This is a genomic window from Microbulbifer regidiadema (SeqCode) (assembly GCF_052466995.1).
The window spans coordinates 1,984,195-2,003,909 of record NZ_CP174297.1; the positions used below are offsets into that span (position 1 = coordinate 1,984,195).

The window sequence follows — 19,715 nt, forward strand, 5'->3', positions numbered from 1 at the left end:
CTCACTTTAAATATCTCTCTAAGAATGCCTCGGTTGAGAAGTCGCACCTAAGGAACCTCTGAACAACTCCTTGATGCCTCTGGCTTACAGAACAGTTCACAGTCAAGGCGCAGCTACGCAGAAATACCTAGGCCTTTAAGGAAGTCGCAACGCGGAGTTGAATCGCTCTGTAAGCCAGAGGCACCACGAAATCATCCAGCGATTCTTTAGCTCTGCAAACAGCCAGGCCGCTGCCTTGCTCAACACTAACTCTATATGTGTTAGCCCCAGCGAGTAATAAAAAGGTGTACAGAGATATTTTTGATCAGTTTGACTGTTACTTTTTCAGAATGGATTTAATAGGCGAAAATTTGTTGGAATATAATTGATTAATAGATGAGTCCATATTTGGGATATGTAACCAAAGTAATCATTTTTATATTTGTCGCGATTGACATAAGAGCAGGTAGGTTTTTGATTTGAATAGCATTTTTTAGGCAAGGCGTAAGATTGATTCCAGGGTAGCAATCAGGATAATAGTGGTCCGAATGATCACTATATAAATGTTATACGTTACCCTCGTTCCCACTCTCCACGTAATAATGCCTGCTCGACATAACGAACCGCTCAGTCGTGAGGATGGGCGCAGGGAAGTTTTGATTATCGATTGTATCCTCAGACTGGGTGAGCCCCGCGAGCTAGGGCCGCAGCTGGTAGGCAATATGCGTCAGACGCCACCAGATCGAAAAAGCCCATGCCTTTATCGAACAGGCCTTCCCCGAAGTGCATCAATAAATCAGCGAACAGATCAAACGGGCAGTAAACGAAGGGTGGCAGGGGGAGTGAATGAAGTGGTGCAGTTTTACCTGCGCTCCACATAGCTATGTAGGTTGGGCCCTGGTGAAACCACTGCCTAACGAATTGACTGAGGCGTAGGATATTGAGCATTGCATCAATCAATGCTGTGTAAATTGAAAGCGCCAGTTCTGATGTACTGGCTGACCAAAAAGTAAAATGACTGGATCGATACGGATATGACTGATAGCACGCAGACCGAAAACAAAGAGACAAACGGAATCATCATCGACTTGTTTGCCCCCAATCTTCCGGGCAGCACCAAGGAGGGCGATTTAATCCAGAAAACATTGCGTGATCAGCTGGTTGATAGTATTCGAAGCTCGATTACCCCCCCCAAACCCAACAATTCGTCAGGGGTTGCCCGATTTATTGATGAATCAGGCCGTAATGTGTTCTTTGTGGACGGTACTCGCGGTGCAGGTAAGACAACCTTTATTAACAGTGTGGTCGAACGCCTGGACAATGACAGAAGTGACGCCGACACTAGCATCAAGTGTCTTCCGACCATCGACCCCACCAAACTGCCACGTCATGAACCTATTCTGGTCACGGTGACAGCTCGCCTGAATAAGATGGTGTCCAGCAAGTTAAAAAGGTGCTGTTCATCGGATCACCACCCAAAGCAAAAGGAACAATGGCAGAGTCACCTTGAGCAGCTCCAGCGTGGTTTACATCTGCTGACCGGCAAGGAATACAAGCCGGAATATTTCAGTGACGCTTTGAAGCTGGATGCCCAGCTTGATTACTCCATCGGTGGCCAGGATTTGTCAGAAATCTTTGATCAGCTGGTTAAATGTGCGTGTGACATTCTCGACTGCACGGCGATTTTGATCTCGTTTGATGATATCGATACCCAGTTTGATACGGGTTGGGATGTACTTGAATCCATTCGTAGATTCTTTAATAGCCAGAGATTGGTGGTGGTCGCGACAGGTGATTTGCGCCTTTATTCCCAGCTGATTCGAGGCAAGCAATATGAAAACTACGGCAAGACCTTGCTCGATCAGGAAAAAGAAAGTGCCCGTTTAGCCGAACGGGGCTATATGGTGGAACACCTTGAACAGCAATATTTGTTAAAACTGTTCCCGGTTCAGAAGCGTATTCAGCTGAAAACCATGCTGCAACTGGTTGGCGAAAAGGGAGAAGTCCGTAAAGAAAATATCAGGGTTAAAACCGAGCGTGGCATGAAGGATATTGATGCCATAGAAATCCGGCAAGCGATTGGCAAGGCTGTTAGGGACGGACTTAATCTGAGGAAGGGCTCTGATGCGGATATGTATGTGAGAGAACTGCTGAAGCAGCCTGTACGGTTATTGATGCAGGTGCTTCAAGATTTCTACACCAAAAAGTATCGTGCTACATCGATAAAAATCGAAGGTAATCAAGACAATGATAAGCTATTAGCTCCGAATTTACTCAGAAATGCCTTGTATGGCTCGATGCTAAGCAGCATCTATCGTGTGGGCTTGAACTATGAACAGCATCGGTTTGGCATGGATTCGCTCTGTAAAGATATATTTACCTATGTGAGGCAGGATCGTGATTTTAATACTGGGTTTTATCTGCGGCCTCAGTCTGAGAGTGAGGCATTAAGGAATTGTTCGATTTATTTGGCATCTCAAGTAAGTGAGAACTGCCAGGGAAGTCTTTCCAAAGTATTACAAATGCTTTTAGTAGGTTGTGGCTCGGCCAGTATATTTAATCAGTTCGTTTCCAGGTTGGTTCAGGCGGAAAATGATAAGGAAAAGTTTGAGCAGCTTGTTAGTGAGTATGTCGCTTATATGTCTGTTGGCAGAAATGAAAGCGCCTCTCATTGGGCTAACCGTTGTTGTGCAGTCATAGCGAATGCAAGTGTTGACGGAAAAGTTGGAGTTTTCATCGGTCAAGTCCGATTGAACCGTGGTTCGCAAAAAGGGAAACGAGAACACTATCATACGTTTAATCTTGATAACGAAAACGGCTTAGCCAAAGCAGCAATGGCTGCATCTTTAAGTACAGTTGCATCAAATAACTTGATGGATTTTAGCAGTGTTTTCAACTTGATTGGCGCTATTTCTGATATCGCTGCATGTTCAAGTGACATTCCTGCAGCTTCTAAAGTTTTCAGCAAAACTATATCTCAACCGACTTGTATTGCTCCTCCCTGGAGTAATGCTGCTGCCCGCGCGGAGGTGAAGGCTGGTAAATCTGATGATGAAGGCGAAATTCTCGGTCGGTTAGACGATGGAATTGATCACGAAGATGATTACGAATCAGACGGTGTTTACCAAGCAGTTGAAGCGGAATTTAAAGATGCCTTTAAAGAAATTGGAACTTGGCTTGAAAGTGTTCAAAAACTGGAGCCGAAAATTCGACCTTCTGCACTATTGATGGGTAAAATATGGACGAGGTTCTATTTTAACATTAATAATGTGGCAGATTCGCATAAAGCTAGGCTGAATAAACCAAACGCTCAGCTTGGAGTTTTTGCTCTGCAGTCTAATGCTGCAAAGATCATGCGGTTTAATGTGTTAGCTCTTCTTCATGCGGTTATGATTGAGGAGAGTCTATATCATGCGGCGGAGGAAAGAGATTATATTGGGAATGGTTTGCGGCTTAATCCGGTTACATCAGTCGATGAGTTTGAGAAAAAGCTCAGGAATATGAATACCGCTTTGAAAAATCATAAAAAGAAGTGGGGTGAAACTCACCCACTATTTTTCTTGTTAATTAGTTGCCCTATCCTCCATCCATTTATTTTCCCGCTTGGTGGTGTTAATAGTTCGCCGAAGTCACTTAAAAAAGAAGAAAGATTTCGTGATCTTATATTTGAAATTGTAGGGCGTAATTTGTTTCCCAGTGAAGACTGGAAAGGTTTGACTGAGCAAAGTGGTTCTAAAGAAAGGACATTGTCCGGTAAAACTATTAAATCATTGAACTCGGCTACAATCGCAGGTGCAAAATAGAGTACCCCTACGGCGGCTAAGAAATAAGATAAAAATTCACCAACAGATGGTGCAGGTGAATAATCATGGCAGCCGTCTAAGGATCGGATATGGAACGATTTCTTCTTAATTCAACAGCATTGTTGCATCGCCTGAGTGCTGCCTCATTGGATGAGGTATCACTTGATGAAAGGGTGGAGTCATCCGTGTTTCTAGCTCAATACGAGCAGACGCGCAGTTTGCCTGATCATGTAGCCAAATCAGCTTGGTCATCCTTGCTGCAACAACTCAAACAGCGAAATATGAAACTCGGCCCGGTTGCGGCCTTGCGCCTGATTGCTGAAAGATTTGTTAAAAACGAGAAAGATGGCCCCAAAACTGACCTTACTTTGTTCTCGGAATGGCAAACCCTGATGAGCCGTGTGTCGTGCCTGCCAATTATGGCCTGCCATCGGGTATTTAATCCTGGGCCTGCCAGTCAGGAATATAGCTTTCGCTGGCCTTTGTACCCTTATCACCCGGCGGTTGAGGACTACATTACCCGTGAAGGCCTGCACGAAACTCACCAACATCTGAATGGCAGTACCAGTGCGGAAGAGTGCTGGCTGGATGCACTCAAGCACCCTGAAGTGACCGTCAGAGATTTCGAGAAGGGCTGGAACTCTCAAGAGATGAAACAACTCTGTGCCCAGATTGATTCCTCCCTGACGCCCAAAACCTTCAAGGATCGTTTGCAGATTGCCAGCAATATTCGCGAAATCCTTTGTCGGGTGGCTCAGGGCATGGAATTACCGGAGTGGATGGCGTCATTGCAGCACCCGCAGCAGTTGGCGGATGTCACGATTCTGCATCAGGCTAAGGAGGAGCGTCAGTGCAAGGAATATCGTTTTACCACAGTGTGGCCCTCTGACGATAAGTACAGTCAGGAGTCCGAATTCCAGCTGTTGGTGCAATTGCTTGAACGCTGGCGCTACGGCGCACAGGAAGGGCTGGAGCGGCTACTGTGGATTTACCTACTGATTCAAAATCAGTATCTGAGCTTGCTGGTTCAGCGAGACGATTTTTTCGGTTTTGATCAGTTCCAGAAATACACCATGACCGAGCTTCGAGAGGAAACGGAGAAGTCCTATTTGTCTCGTTTCAACAGTGCTCATGGCAACGGTGTGCATTCACAGGTGCGTTATCTGGAAGGGCGATTTGCACCAAAAAGCGATCCCCGCAAAATGAAAAAATTGCTCTTCAGAGTGTTACGTGGGTACTGGGAATACCTGAAAGGTCACATGACCGTAGACTGGATGCATACCCAACCACTGAATATCACTCAGATGCTTGATAATCTTGAGCAGGTTGAGCCTGGCAGTAAATGTGCCGAGCTCGCGCTGGTACCGCACTTCATCAAGAGAAAGCCCAAAAAGAATGAAGTCTATCCCTACGCGTTGCTGTTCAAGGATTTGAAGAATCAGGCAGCTATCCTGATGGACATCCTGAAGCATGAACCACGCCTGACACGCTGGATTCGAGGAGTGGATGCCGCTGCTAACGAGATGCACGCGCCACCGGAATTGTTTGGGCCCTTGTTCCGGGTGCTAGCCAAATCCGGTATTGCTCATTTTACCTATCATGTTGGCGAGGATTTTCCGCATCTGATCAGTGGTATTCGATCAATTGATGATACCTTGAGGTTTTTGCCGCTGCGTAATGGCGACCGTCTTGGTCACTGCACGGCGATTGGCATCAAGCCTGACACCTGGAAACGCTCTTTGCCATCGTTTTTAGCTATGACCAAAGAGACGCGATTGCTCGATCTGGTGTTTATCTGGCGGGAACTTCGAAGTCATCCTGAACTACTGCGTTACGCCAGTGATGCCGCGATCGAAGCTGTTCGTTTGGCCCATGAGGTGTTTTTGTTGGAAGAAGAGATCTCGATTACCACCCTTGATCAGGTTTTTGAATTACGGGGTGTGTTGGCTGAATCTGAAGGTCTGCTGGGTGAACTGGATGGGTCATTAAAACCCAAATCCCTCTGGCTGGAAGAGTACGAGCGCGCTAGAGAGTTAGCTAAAACGGCGGGCATGAAAAGGCCTCTGAAGCTGTATCGGAAATGGCTGTCATCTGACGACGTTCGAAAACAGCGTGCAGAATATGTTGAAGTCGCCCTTGAATACCTGCCAGATGAGGCGGTTGTTTCATTGCAACAGGCTGTGATGGCAAAAATGGCAGACCGAAACATCGCGATTGAGTGCCCTCCGACCAGTAATACCCGTATCAGTCAGTATCGTGATGTCAGCGAGCATCATATCTTTCGCTGGATGGGCTTGCCGGGTGAGGTGATTGAAGGTGATGTCCCTATGTCTATTTGTCTGGGAACTGATGATCCGGGGATCTTCGCAGCGGATCTGAAATCCGAGTTCTATCACCTGTTCTTGGTGTTAACCCGAAAGTTCGGTTTGTCGCCAGCGGAGGCGTTGAGAAAGGTTGCGGAGGTGAACGAGAATGGACGGATTTATCGCTTTCACGATGTCAGGTAGAGCATATTTCTGTGATCATTCACAAATAGGACACCCATGAATCATGCCCATGAATCATGCACCCATGAATCATGCCCCGGACATGAAGGCCATTATATGATTGAACCAGAAACAACTATGCCTCTCAAAAAATATTTGGGGCTTCTTGAGGAGTTCGGGCTTGATCGATCTAAGGTTGTTAAATTGTAACTATTCAGCGAGCTTTTCGGGAAAATTAGCACAACTCCCCCGCCAGCCACCGCCAAGCAAGCTGAGCAAGTCTGCCATAAACCAGCACGCCTCAGGTAATCTCCCGCCTAGCCTGGCAAGAAAAAAACAGCTACAGATCATACAGCAAAGATGAATTGTGCGATAATACTGCCATATTACTAAGGTATGCTGTTGCCCATGACAAATTCAGTTGACATTAATCAGGCCGTAAAAGAAGCTGAGGAATTGCTAGCGAATGATACCAGCGCTTCCCCCGCACTAAAAGCGTCTGTAAAAATGCTGCTGATTGTTGTCAAAATGCTCTCGGATCGTTTGGGTTTAAATAGCCTCAATAGTAACAAACCGCCCGCTAGCGATCCCAATCGAGAGAAAAGGCCACAGACAAAAAGCAATAAACCTCGTGGTGGCCAGCCTGGACATCCAGGTAAAAATCTCGAACCTGTGGAAGATCCTGATAAAGTCTGCTTCATCAAGCTTGATCGTCGGACTTTGCCGAAAGGCACCTACACAGATGGCGGTTATGAATCTCGTCAGGTATTTGATATTCGAATATCACGAAGCGTTACAGAATATCGGGCGCAGGTTTTAATTGATGAAAGCGGCCGAAGATTTGTGGCAGACTTTCCCCAAAAGGTCACGCGTTCAACGCAGTATGGCGCCAGCGTCAAAGCTAATGCGGTTTACATGTCGATATTTCAGCTGATCCCCTACGAGCGAGTGGAGACACACTTTTCTGAACTGTTTGATACCCCCATCAGTGCTGGCAGTGTTTATAACTTCAATCTGGAAGCCTTTGAGCGCTTGGCGTTGTTTGAGCAAACAGCTAAAGCTGTGCTGCGCCAGGAAAAAACCTTGCATGTTGATGAAACCAGTATCAATGTAAATGGCAGCCGTCTGTGGTTGCACAACGCTTCCAGTGCCTCCTGGACATTGATTGCTCCACATGCAAAACGCGGCAATGAAGCTGTAGAAGAAATGGACATACTGCCTCACTATAAAGGCGTTTTAGTTCATGATCATTGGAAGCCTTACTACCGTTATACAATGTGTCTGCACGCTCTTTGTAATGCTCACCATCAGCGTGAACTAACCAGGGCTTTTGAGCAGGATGGACAGGAATGGGCCAGAAAAATGGCGCTACTGTTGCAGAAAATCAACACAGCAGTCAAGCAATCAGATGGCTGCCTAACAGAAGAGGAATGCCGAAATTGGCGTAGACAATATAGAAGCCTACTTAAAAAAGCTGAGCTGGAGTGCCCGCCACCAGAAATTAACAAATCAGAACAAAAAAAGCGTGGCAGATTAGCTCGAAGCAAATCTCGGAACCTCTTGGAACGTCTACAAAAATACGAACAAGATGTTTTACGTTTTATGGAAAATCCGGAAGCGCCTTATACCAATAATCAGGGTGAAAGAGATATTCGCATGGCTAAGGTGCAGCAAAAAATATCAGGTTGCTTTAGGTCTATGGCTGGAGCTGAGATTTTTTGTCGCATCCGTAGCTATTTGTCCACTTGCAGAAAGCATGGTGTTGGTGTGGGGGAAGCCCTTGAAAGCCTATTTTCAGGCGAGCGGCCAGAATTTCTTCAAAAGAAAATGACAACACTCAAAATATCCGCTGAATAGTTACGTTAAATTAAACGGAAAGGAAATTAAGAATGTCGGATAGAGGGATAAACCCAATTATCAGCGAATATAATATTCTTTGGGAAGCGCTTAAGCACTACGAGGAACGCCTTGAAAAGATGTCAGAAATGACAACCGATGAAGAGCAGAAGTTAGTTTTCGATGAGAAACTCCAAGATATCGATGGAATTCTAAATTCGATTAAATTTGCAGCAAAGCGGGATTATGATTTGAACTTGTCATAATTGACGGTGAACACAAATAGGACACCCATGAATCATGAGCCGTTACTTTACTCAACGCCAGTTCTATATGTGTTAGCCTCAGCGAGTAATAAAAAGGCGCACAGAGATATTCTTGATCAGCTTGCCTGTTATTTTTCAGAACGACGTTAACAGATGAAACTTGTTGCAATATAACTGGTTAAAAAGTGAGGCAATATTTTGGATATGCAGTCAAAGTGATCATATTTACACTTGGTACAATTAACATAAAATTAAGCAAGTTTTTTACTTGAATAACATTTTTAGGCAAGACATAAGATTGATTCCAGGATAGCAATCTGGATAATAGTGGTCAGAATGAGTACTATATAAATATTAGCATTATGATCATAGCAAGCAAAACATTGATGGTTCTGGAAGGATTAATACTCGCTTATCTATCGATACTCGGGATGCTTTTAGTTCTTGGTGGTAGTATTCCTTTTTTGTCGGGCGCGATTACGTCAGAGCATTTTGCAGACTTTGTAACTTCATTGATAGTTTTAGCTTTTTTGGTTGCTGGTTGGCGTATCTATTTTTGGGTTTTATTAGGTAATTTGGGCACACGTGGTCATATAAACAAGTTTTGGCTTGCATTGTCAGCGTTTGCAGTCTGTGTAAGCTTAATAAGTTGGCCTGTGCACAAATTGTCAGAGCCGAGTACGACAAACATTTGGTATATGCAAAGCCAGCTGTTCATGCTTGGTTTATATTTTTTACCAACGGCCACGCACCTGTTTTTACATGTTTACTTAGAGAAAAATACTAACAAATCAAAGCACTCAGACGTCGCAAGCGGCACCGATGTTTGAGGCGTTAGATGCACGGATAGATATGAGCATTATCGAAGATATAAAGAAACTTGAATCGGCAGAAGATTCTATATATGGAACCTCGTATCGAGGTGCTGCAATTTTAAAGGATGGTACAGAGATTCCTTGCCTGATTTTCAAGTCTAAAGAAAAAATTGTTGATCTAGCGAAACGAAGAATTAAGGAGGAGCTTAGTGGAGATGGATGTTTAGGCGGCGATGATCCTTATGGTCAAATTGTTGCCGTATTCGCTACAGGAGGAAATAAAGTAAATGGCTATGATATTTCCAAAGTAACTCCATCCAAATATGCTATTCCCGACTCCCTAAGATCTAGGATTCTTGGTGAGACTTTTATGGGCTGGACCGGCTGGGTATTTGAAATGAATGATGGCAAGCTCTTTCAGTTTGGCTCATCATTTTCGTTTGACTATTTCGATATGCCTGACGGCTATGGATTCGAGGATGTAAAAGAAGTCCATAATCATTCATACCTTAATGATGATGGTGAACTGTGCAAACTACGCCAAGGTGCTTTCCCACCGGATGAGTACAAGCGCGATAACGTATTTAGAGAAAAGGTTTCTTTTGAGTGTGCAATAGATGGCATCTAACGAATAAGGATAGATCGCGCGTAGCCGCGATTTTATCTAGTTGCCAGCTCAAATAGGACACCCATGAATCATGTAGGAGAGGGAGAAAACGGCAAAATAAAAAGCCATGCTCGCCAGAGGAGCATCGAAGCACGAATATGCGGAGTATTTTGTCTATTTTTGATGTGCAGAGCTTTCAGCACACAGGGCGGACGGGGATCGATCGGCGGGATAAAAAATGATTCAATTGAGTTGAGATGAAGGGTAAGAGAGAAACTTCTGGCAATCATGCACACCTTGGGCCCAGCGTTTATTCAACAAGTTACAGGCTTTCCGTACTGCTTCAACCGACCCGACCAAACCTTTAAATCGGCTTTCAAAATTTCGGTTCAGGTAAAGCCAGTGCTCAGGTGAAATACCCAGGCGTTCAAGGATGGGAGGGGTATTCTCAGCGATAGCGCCGCGCTTTCTGGGATCTAGATGCCGCCCACTCCAATCCACCAATTCGAAATAATGACCCAGCTGAAAAGGTAACCCTTTTGGCATACTTAAGCGCTCATCTCCCACAAACGGTAGTAAACTTTTGGGTTGCTCAGCGGTGATTGCAGAGCGAATACGCAGTTGAATAGAGGTGTAATCAGAGTCTTCTGGCGTTTTGGCAATATTAGCGCGGATAGGGTTTAGGTCTACATAGGCCATGCAAGCGGCGAGGGCTTTTTCATCCAGTAAAGCCTGCGACTTAAATCGCCCCTCCCAAAAACGACCTGTACACTTGTCTTCAGCATTGGCTTGCCGGGCGATAGACTCGTTTAAACAGCGCATAAACCAACTGATATCTGTTAAGCGTTCCCGCCATATAGCAGTGACTTCTTTTAGTTTTTTCAGCTCACAGTGATCGAGGGTATCGCCTTTGAGATAGCGCAGAGCCAGAGAGGGAGCCCGAAACAGCTTCTCCCAGAGGATAATTACCTCCGCAAGAGACCACTTATCAGCAGATTTTTTGTCGATGTAGAGTACTACATGGTAGTGATTGCTCATAACTGCATAGGCGGCAATATCCAGCGCAAAAATCCCAGCTAATTGCCGCATACGATTTTCAATCCATTCACGCCGATGTTCGTAATCTCTCCCTGATTCAGTATCCCGACCACAAAGGAATGCTCGCCGCACACAGCGGGATACGCAGTGGTAATAAGGGGTTGCATCAAGAGATATCTGGCTGCTTCGAGGTAGAGTCATCAGCTGAATATATATTTACCTGGATTAATATCCAGTATTCTGTAGTGTTTCCGCCCTTTGTCAATAGGGCTGGCGGCTTATACCTTCTGTTTAGTGGGCGTCTAGATCAACTCGGGTGTCTAGATAAACTCGACAGTTTCACAGTAGCAAGCTAAACAGATCTCCCTAGATAAGAACGTGAACTTTCGCTACACAACTGCATCATTTACTCTACCCGTTAGACCACATGGCTTCGGTATCCTTGACTACCTCGCCTCCAGGCTAAGCCTTATATGATATTTCTGTTCGCCAGCTCGTAGCTTTGCTAGTGGCTTCCTCCTCACAAGACCTCACGGTCTTGCAGTTGCCATTCGCGAGTAGTTAGCATTTAATGGAACCCATTAAATGGTGATCTTCCTACAGAGGACTTTCACCCCATTAGTTCACGTCCATGCTGGGCGTACCAACGCAAGGCATGGGACACAGTGATGCGTACTTCGCTCATACTCGCGGAATTATGCGTCATTAAACATAGAGTATTGATTGAAGAATGAGTAAAGAACAACCAAAAAATCTGCTACATGGTATTACTCTTGAGAAAGTTGTTACACGTTTGCAGGAGCATTATGGCTGGGATGGTTTGGCAGATAGGATTAATATCAATTGCTTTAAGAGCGACCCATCAATTAAGTCTTCGCTCAAGTTTTTACGCAAAACCCAGTGGGCGCGCGATAAAGTTGAGAGCCTGTATATCTCAACTTTTGAAAATAAATCTCCGTGGGCTAGCCGTAAATAAGTACTATTTGGTAACCACATAGATGTCGCTGTGATTAGGCAGGGACAGGCGCATAAATTGAGTAGCCGGTAGTTTCTAGCTATCGGCCCCCACACCACCCATCGTGCCAGTCCACAATGGCCGGTTCCCCATCCGTTGAACCCCTACCCAACAATAGTGTCGAGCGGCTGCTCATCTGTAGCGCCATGACAATGTGCTACCTTAACTTTATCCGACTGGAAACATATCGGTAGGCAAACCCAGTCCTTTAACTCGTGGCAATAGGAAATAGGACATCCATGAATCACAGGACTGTTATTTTGTAGAACAGCTTTATCAGACAAAAACCTGATGAAATACAATAAGTTACAAAGGCAGCCTTTATTTGAAATGGATAATAGTCAAAGTGACTATTTTTATACTTGGTACAGTCGACCCAATATTGGGCAATTTTTTTAGTTAAGCAATGTTTTCTAATCACGGCGTCGGATTGATTCCAGAATAGCAATCAGGATAATAGTGATCACGATGATTACTATATAGCTGTTAAGTCCCACAAGGTAGCCCCGTGTATAAATTAATTTTAACAATACTTTTTCTCGCCTCTTCTAGTGCACTTGCCAATAAAGCAATTATTCATGATGAACTGACACTTACCCTAGAAAACATTCGGATAAAAAATGATATCCCATCTATGTCCGTAGCAGTAATCACATCTGGCGAAGTAACTTACATTAAAGGTTTCGGCTTTATTGATGAAGAGCAGAAAAAAGCTACAAATTCAGAGTCACTGTTTCGCACAGCTTCAATTTCCAAGCTATTTACTGCTCAAGCCATAATGCAGTTAGTAGAAAAAAACGAGATAGAGCTAAATGAAAAAGTAGGCCGATATTTGCCAGACTTTACAGATAGCAACATTACTGTTAAGCAGCTACTTACTCATTCTTCAGGATTAGATGACACAATAAAGCCGGTGAATTTTGAAAAGCAAAGAACAATAAGCTCATACTTAGACACCGTCAAACAATCCTTACCAAAAAATACTGAAACCCAGGGTTTTGAATACAGTGACACCAATTATAATGTTTTAGGTGCGATCATAAGTGCTGTTTCTGGAGAGAGTTATGAAAAGTATCTGCATGCCAATATTTTGATACCTGCAAAAATGAATAAAAGTGGTTATTTTAATGGTGCAAATACTTATTTTTCTGAAGCAGAACCAACATACAAGGGCAAATTAATAGATAAATTAGACCAGAGACCTTATGACTTATCTTTTAACCCAAGCGAAGGATTAATTTCAAGTGTACACGATCTAAGCCTGTGGCTTACATTAACACTTAGTGGCAATTCGTCTCTTTTGAGTAAACAAACATACAAAGATATGTTAGAGCCTCAAGTAAAAACCTCTTGGGGGGAAATATATATGGGGCTGGGGTGGCAAGTATATAAAAGCTCAAATGATAAAATCGCCAGACACCCCGGTAGCATTAGAGGCTATAAATCACTTATCCTTACTTACCCTGATAGTCAAAATGCGTTAATTCTCCTTACTAACTCAAGCAATACTCCACGATGGGAAATTGCACAATCCATTACAAAAATTTTAAAACAGAATGCTGAGTGGTAGTGGAACCTTGTAGTGGCCTAATACTTCCGGACACTTCGCTAAGATGGTAAAACCACCAAACGAGGTAAAGTATGACAACAAAAGGTACACGCCGGAACTGTTTTCCTACAGCCTCGTTAGCTAAAAGCATAACCCAAACACCTACAGAAGGAAATATAATGAAACGGGTACATATCACAATGAACAAGCTTGGAGAAGGGTCACTGGAGTGCAGAGGGTACAAAACGTTTAGGTGCCTCGGTAAAAAAAAATTAAAATATCCTGTAGACATGACCATTGATCCAAACAAGAAAGGAACAAAGGTTAATCCTTACTTTAGCCAGGAATATGTTTGTGATTATGACGGCGTTACTCTCCCTTGCCGCATGAATTATTCAATTCTGATATGGGGGCAAAGAGGGATTTTTATTCATGAGTGGCCTAATCCGGCTACCTACGCTGGCAATGGTGGTCCAACGGGAGGTTGCATCCACACCGAAATTGGTGACGCAAAACTCATCTACGATTGGGTAGACCAAAAAACAAGAATTACTATAGATTATCCTTGGTGAATAAAATGAGCTTTAAATATCTATCATTAATAGCTTTAACACTTTCTGTGCTGGCATGCACAAACACTAAAAATGAAGTGGATGTTGTTGGCGTATACAAACCCTCTTCTAAAAATTGCCTCGGAAACTCTTATGAAAAATCCTCCTGCGAGGAAATTAAGCTAATAGAAATTACAAAAGGTAATTTCTATAAAATAGAAGATCACGAGTATGCATTCGTTATTTGGAGTGGCGAGTCGAACTTAAATTACAATGCCAGAAAACTAGACGGACTTAGAAGCACCACCCAGATACCATTAAAGCTATTCATTGAGAATAGCGAGAGCTTTATTGAAAGTGTCGAATTTATTTCCGCTAAAAATGGTAAATACGAGTTTGGAAACCCTTCTTCACTATCAACGATTAACTTTGTTAAGGCTGACTTAAAAGATTTAAACAAATATACTAAGGATTATCCGGGTAACAATTAGCTAAATCGGATAGCCGGTAGTTTCTAACTACCGGCTATCACACCACCCATCGTATGGGTCCGCAATGGGCCGTTCCCTATCCGTAATGAATTTCTACCCAACGATAGTGTCGAGTAGGTCTTTATCTAAGCTAAGTGTCATGGCAGTGCCTCACCTCAAGTTTATCCGACAGGAAACATATCAGTAGGATAGCCCTACTAATGAGTCAGCGGCCACACTGACAGATTCACAGTAACAAGTTAAACCAATCTCCCCAGATAAGAACGTGAACTTTCACTACACAATTGCATCATTTGCTCTACCCGTTACGAAGTTCTGGCTACCTCACCTCCAGGCTAAGCCTTATAGGATGTTTCTGTTCGTCAGCTCATAGCTTTGCTAGCGGCTTCCTCCCATAAGACCTCACGGTCTTGCAGTTGCCATTTGCTAGTAGTTAGCATTTAATGGAGACCATTAAATGGTGATCCTCCTACAGGAGGCTTTCGCCCCATTTGAAGATGGCCTTATTACAAAACAGGGCCAAGAAATTAATGCCAGCTTTTATTTTAGATCAGGCAAGGCATAATAAGTTTAGACAGGCGGACCTACCTGATCAGCGACCGCTGCTAAAGGCGCGTGTAGCAGGCATGACTTTTAAGTAAATAGCCCCCGGCAAAGCCGGGGGCTATAATTGTAAACCGCTCAAAGCGGTCTTCCTCCCCCCCCCCCCAAGGGGGCTACTTACGTCTTTAAACTAAACTCAGCTGGTCTATTCGCTGATCTTCCTTTTCCTGATTACAGATAGACTCTCTGATCACCTTTTCATCCCGGCCTACAGTAGAAGCAAAGTAGACCCTAACCCCAAAATACTGGCCTACGTAGTTCCTCTGCTTTCCTATAAATGTCCTCATTATATAGATTGCACTCTTTCCCTTTATATATCCCACTACCTGAGATACTGTATATTTCGGTGGGATAGAAATCATCACATGCCCCTCCTCAATCAGACTCTTTTTCTGACGAGCCAACTAATGGAATACCGCAGGCAATTCTCTTCGTATCTGCCCAAATAAAGCTCTCCTGCGGAACTTGGGAATAAAGACTATATGGTACTTACACTCCCATTTCATGTGACTTAAACTATTCACCTGTCTCATGGTAACTCCTTGTGTGTTGCTTGGCGGCTCACACATTGGAGTTACTATGAGACTTCCGGAACTGTCAAACTATGCGTGCCTCCCCGGCAAAGCCGGGGGGCTCCCTTTTGGACTAGGTACGCTAACTTTGGAGGGCATCAGCTTTACCAACGGCCATCAGGATGTATATCTGACCTGCACAAAAACTATTAACTAAACGCACGCTAAAAAAGTAAAAGCCCCGCCCTCACAGAGCCTTTACGCTTGCCCAAATTCATAAATGAAAAGAGACTGTCTAAAAAATGATAAAATGCGCCTACGTTTATGGCGTAAAACAAAGAATGAATAGCACATGAAACGTTCTAGTGGACTACATTCTTTGCCTATATCGATTTGAAAAATTAGGTAGCCCTAATTAATCCATTGAAAAAGACCAGCGAACCCAATTTCCACTACCTCTCCTATGCCCTGACAGCTGTCAGCTATATGACGCTGATGCTATCCATGCCTTTGAGCGATACCATCGCTAACAGCCTGCAAGTTAAGGTCAGCCAAGTTCACTTAGGAATCAGCACCCTCTACTTGATGTTCTCAATTTCTGCCATTGTGCTGAGCATGTTATCCGATATTTTTAGTGCTGAGCGTGTCCTAAAATACGCCCAACTGATGTCAATTGCGGGACTTTTTACTATAGCCAACTCTCATAGCCTCAGTATATTTCATCTAGGTTGCGCTCTGGTGGGAGGTGGTACGGGCTGCTACTCATCCGTCGGTCGCTCAGTGATGCTGCGCCACTCAAACTCCCCTGCAACCATTAAAAAAAGGACTTCATTTATATCGCTGACCGTTATTGTCGCTCCAATTCTATCTTCCATTTTAGCCCGCACCTTTATCCCTATTGACTGGAGAATTGCCTACTACATAATGATTACCGTAGAAGCGGTCACACTGGTTGTCTCGCAACTGGTTTTAAGGCGAGACCAACAGCCCTTATTGGCGTTAAACACCATTTTAAAGGTATGGAAACAGTGTCTGACCACAAAAACCTGTATGCTCAATATGCTTTCAACTGGCGCTGGCTACGCCCTCGTGATGCAGACCATTATCGGAAATATCCACGGAATACTGAAACATGCAGCAACACTTTCCTACGCACAAATGAACCTGGTGGTTTCCGGATTGAGTGTTACCTATATCCTCGGCATATTCACCTTCCGGGCACTCGTTAACTCTGACAAGCTGCCAACACTGAGGCTATTGATAACACTATTTATCCCCCTAACCACCTTTATATTTTCGCAGTACCACAGCGACCTATTCCCCCTGCTAAGCTCTCTCTACCTATGCTGCTTTGTTGTAGGATTCCTCAACCCCTTGTCAAGCAGTTTTGCCATGGCAGATATAAAGGCGGGCCACGGAATGGCATCTGCATTGCTCACTTTTTCCTTCGCCTTTATTTCAGCCATTTATAGTTTCACCCAGGGATATCTGGAAATAGCGCCTATTCAATTTACCACTCTCTCAATGATTTTTTCTTTCAGCTTCCTTTTTATTCTGGCTATCGCCTTACGCTACAAAAAGTTCTAAGCCTATATTTTTACGTTTTACCCCAGCCTTAGCCCAAATGAAAAATCGCCAATTACTACAAGAATCCACCAAAGAGGCAGCTACAATAGCTAGATTGAGTCAATCTCAGGCCGGTATGCATCCAACCGATACGACGTCATAGACCCCAAAAGCCAAGGAAGTCAGAGCATGGCTAGCCTGTCAGAATTTATTCTCTCGCGCCTTTCCACTATTGGCATTCAACATATATTTGGTATTCCTGGCGATTATGTGCTGCCCTTCTTTGAAACAATGGTAAAAGATGAAAGCCCAGTTACCCATATCGGCACATGTAATGAGCTAAATGCCGCCTACCTGGCCGACGGCTATGCCCGCATAAAAGGCCTGGGCGTTGTTGCCGCCACCTACGGCCCCGGAGCTTTTAACACAGTCAATGCCGTGGCAGGCGCCTTTAGCGAGCAGGTTCCACTACTGATCTTAGTAGGCGCTCCCAAAGAGATAGACTTAAACAGCCGGAAGCTGCTGCACCACGCTGTAGGTACTGATTTTGACGCCAGCCTGAGAGTATTTGCTCCCATTACTGTAAGCAGCGTGCGACTGCGGGAAGGCGACCCGCTTATCGAAGTGATTGACTCCAGTATTAAAACTGCGCTAACCGAGCTCAGGCCGGTCTACCTGGAAATCCCCTTTAACCTACAAACTCGACAACTAACGGATATTTCCCCCTGGCACTACTCCCCCCCAAGCAGCGATCCCAAGCAATTAATTAGAGCCCTGGATCACATTACACAAGCACTACATAACGCCAATAACCCCTGCGCACTTGCCGGCACTCTTATTGACAGAAATCAACAGGAAACCATCGCTGAAATTTTTCTGGCAAGCACTCGCATCCCTTTCGTAACTACTTTCGACGCCAAAGCGGGCTACCTGGAATATCTACCCAACTGTATAGGATTTTATCAGGGCTGCATGTCTGAAAAGAGCGTAAGGGATAAAGTCGAAAATGCAGATCTGCTGTTAAATCTCGGCATGCCGCTAACAGAATTCAACACCGGGGTATTCTCAGCTAAAATATCCCCCGAGAGTACTATTGCTTTAAATCAAGATTCCGTATCCGTTTTTACCAAAGAATTTCCCAACGTCTACTTTCGGGATCTACTTCCGGCACTTGTCGAGCGAGTGGCTGAAGTAGGCTTTCAAATGCCAGAGCGCAGCTATGCAGACACTTTCCCCTTTACCTATACCAAGTCGCTAAAAATAGAGCGTAAGCTACCGATAACTATCAATAGTCTGTACCAGCAATTGGCACACTTTATTAACGATAACGACATAATAACGGGAAATACCGGAGGTTATATTAATCTCACGCGGATGCGTTTGCACAAAGGTAATACTACCGCTGGGCTGGGCAACTGGGCCTCACTGGGCTCTGCATTCCCGGCAGCCGCAGGCATGGCTATTGCCAACCCGGAGAGGCGTGTGATCTGTATTGATGGCGACGGATCTTTTCAAATGACCGGCCAGGAGCTTTCAACGCTAGTTCGCTTTAAAATTAAACTACTCCTTATTATTCTTAACAATGCAGAATACGGTTGTGAGCGCGCTATACACCCGGGGATTAAAGACCCCTACAATGATATCCAGCCTTGGAATTACCATCTTCTTCCCGAGGCTTTTGGTGGTAATAAAGCGCTAAATGGCTACGAGGTCCGTACCGAGAAAGATCTCGGTGACGCCTTAAAGGCCTTCTCTAGATTTGACGGGCCGCTGATTCTCAATGTTCACTTAGAACAATCTGAGCCGGCAGCGTTTTTTAAAAAACTTAGCCAAGCGATGCGGCACTGATGGAATTGCCCAATAAAAAACCATCAAAATGGTCTTTTAGATATTGCCAAGCTTCATTAAACTCGGAGCAAAATATCAAATGGGCTATTAAAACTTTTATGAGGATCATCCCCACAGCAATTACAGAGCTTCACTATTCATTTGGCTGTATCAATCTCAGTGGCCATTGCCAGTATTTTAATCTGTGATCTTCGATTAATCACCAATATCTATACGTCAACCAATAAGCTTAATCCTTATCTAGCCCCCTTTGCACACATCCCTCTACAGAAGCTTTTACCGCCAATCGATTCATCTGGCTCAGAAATCTACTCAGATTTCGCTATACACGCGCCAGCACAGGATTCGAACACAGGCTTGTCGATCACACCTTATACTTCATTATTGCTAGCTACACTAACTTCTAGCGGCTTACAAATCCCATATAGACAAAAAATTTCGGCAATATATTTTAGTTAACATATACAATTTTGATTGCACCTTCGATATCCCTACCCCAGCCTATTACTCTTATAGAATTTACGGTAATCTCATCTAATCGGCTTCAGAACCCGGTACCACCCGACGACACTGGGCTCGCAGCTTTAAAAATTTAAACAAAGAGGGAAGTCTAAACGTTAGAATTCCACCAGCTTTAATAGAAAATCACTCACAAATCTAAAAATCGAATTTGATCGGCACCAATACTTACCTAAAAAAATCACATACTTACGGTCAACTGAATCATGTTTTTAGAAGCCCTTATAAAAA

13 protein-coding genes and 1 pseudogene are annotated in these 19,715 nt (G+C 44.1%); 12 read left to right on the forward strand and 2 right to left on the reverse strand.

What is annotated here, in order from left to right; genetic code table 11:
- The first annotated feature begins 1,013 nt into the window (after window positions 1-1,013).
- The 6 genes from ACJJIK_RS08620 to ACJJIK_RS08645 all read left to right on the forward strand — a co-directional run bounded on the left by ACJJIK_RS08620 (window position 1,014) and on the right by ACJJIK_RS08645 (window position 9,813).
- Window positions 1,014-3,782, forward strand: coding sequence for a hypothetical protein (locus ACJJIK_RS08620; RefSeq protein ID WP_444944763.1), 2,769 nt, complete (start codon window positions 1,014-1,016; stop codon window positions 3,780-3,782).
- An 89-nt stretch (window positions 3,783-3,871) separates the two neighbouring features.
- The gene (locus ACJJIK_RS08625) at window positions 3,872-6,289 is read left to right on the forward strand and encodes a hypothetical protein (protein WP_444944764.1); all 2,418 of its coding nucleotides are present in this window, start codon (window positions 3,872-3,874) and stop codon (window positions 6,287-6,289) included.
- A 375-nt stretch (window positions 6,290-6,664) separates the two neighbouring features.
- Window positions 6,665-8,125: an IS66 family transposase gene (gene tnpC, locus ACJJIK_RS08630; RefSeq protein WP_444943104.1), complete on the forward strand. Its 1,461-nt coding sequence runs from the start codon at window positions 6,665-6,667 to the stop codon at window positions 8,123-8,125.
- 32 nt (window positions 8,126-8,157) lie between these two features.
- On the forward strand, window positions 8,158-8,370 hold the full coding sequence (locus ACJJIK_RS08635; protein ID WP_444930198.1) for a hypothetical protein: 213 nt from the start codon (window positions 8,158-8,160) through the stop codon (window positions 8,368-8,370).
- 386 nt (window positions 8,371-8,756) lie between these two features.
- Entirely contained in the window at window positions 8,757-9,200 is a 444-nt protein-coding gene (locus tag ACJJIK_RS08640; protein WP_444944765.1) for a hypothetical protein, read from the forward strand.
- Complete coding sequence (locus ACJJIK_RS08645; protein ID WP_444944766.1) at window positions 9,193-9,813, forward strand: hypothetical protein; 621 nt, start codon at window positions 9,193-9,195, stop codon at window positions 9,811-9,813. The genes ACJJIK_RS08640 and ACJJIK_RS08645 overlap by 8 nt, the downstream gene beginning before the upstream one ends.
- Before the next feature lie 222 nt (window positions 9,814-10,035).
- Here the strand turns inward: ACJJIK_RS08645 and ACJJIK_RS08650 are convergent, their stop codons facing one another.
- Window positions 10,036-10,881 (reverse strand): transposase, encoded by an 846-nt coding sequence (locus ACJJIK_RS08650; RefSeq protein WP_444944767.1) that lies wholly within the window; start codon window positions 10,879-10,881, stop codon window positions 10,036-10,038.
- Between the two features lie 679 nt (window positions 10,882-11,560).
- On the opposite strand from ACJJIK_RS08650, the gene ACJJIK_RS08655 reads away from it, so the two are divergent.
- The 4 genes from ACJJIK_RS08655 (at window position 11,561) to ACJJIK_RS08670 (ending at window position 14,436) form a co-directional block, all read left to right on the forward strand.
- A complete protein-coding gene (locus ACJJIK_RS08655; protein WP_444930196.1) occupies window positions 11,561-11,806 on the forward strand; it encodes a VF530 family protein in 246 nt (81 codons plus the stop codon).
- Window positions 11,807-12,353: 547 nt separating this feature from the next.
- The gene (locus ACJJIK_RS08660; RefSeq protein WP_444944768.1) at window positions 12,354-13,415 is read left to right on the forward strand and encodes a serine hydrolase domain-containing protein; all 1,062 of its coding nucleotides are present in this window, start codon (window positions 12,354-12,356) and stop codon (window positions 13,413-13,415) included.
- A gap of 71 nt (window positions 13,416-13,486) precedes the next feature.
- The gene (locus tag ACJJIK_RS08665; protein WP_444944769.1) at window positions 13,487-13,966 is read left to right on the forward strand and encodes a L,D-transpeptidase family protein; all 480 of its coding nucleotides are present in this window, start codon (window positions 13,487-13,489) and stop codon (window positions 13,964-13,966) included.
- A gap of 5 nt (window positions 13,967-13,971) precedes the next feature.
- Window positions 13,972-14,436 carry a hypothetical protein gene (locus tag ACJJIK_RS08670; protein WP_444944770.1) on the forward strand — a complete coding sequence of 155 codons (465 nt, stop codon included), beginning with the start codon at window positions 13,972-13,974 and terminating at the stop codon, window positions 14,434-14,436.
- 728 nt (window positions 14,437-15,164) lie between these two features.
- Here the strand turns inward: ACJJIK_RS08670 and tnpA are convergent.
- A pseudogene (gene tnpA, locus ACJJIK_RS08675) lies at window positions 15,165-15,572 on the reverse strand (IS200/IS605 family transposase).
- Window positions 15,573-15,974: 402 nt separating this feature from the next.
- Between tnpA and ACJJIK_RS08680 the strand changes: the two are divergent.
- Window positions 15,975-17,138, forward strand: coding sequence for an MFS transporter (locus ACJJIK_RS08680; protein ID WP_444944771.1), 1,164 nt, complete (start codon window positions 15,975-15,977; stop codon window positions 17,136-17,138).
- Window positions 17,139-17,306: 168 nt separating this feature from the next.
- Complete coding sequence (locus tag ACJJIK_RS08685) at window positions 17,307-18,965, forward strand: alpha-keto acid decarboxylase family protein (RefSeq protein ID WP_444944772.1); 1,659 nt, start codon at window positions 17,307-17,309, stop codon at window positions 18,963-18,965.
- The last annotated feature ends 750 nt before the right edge of the window (window positions 18,966-19,715 follow it).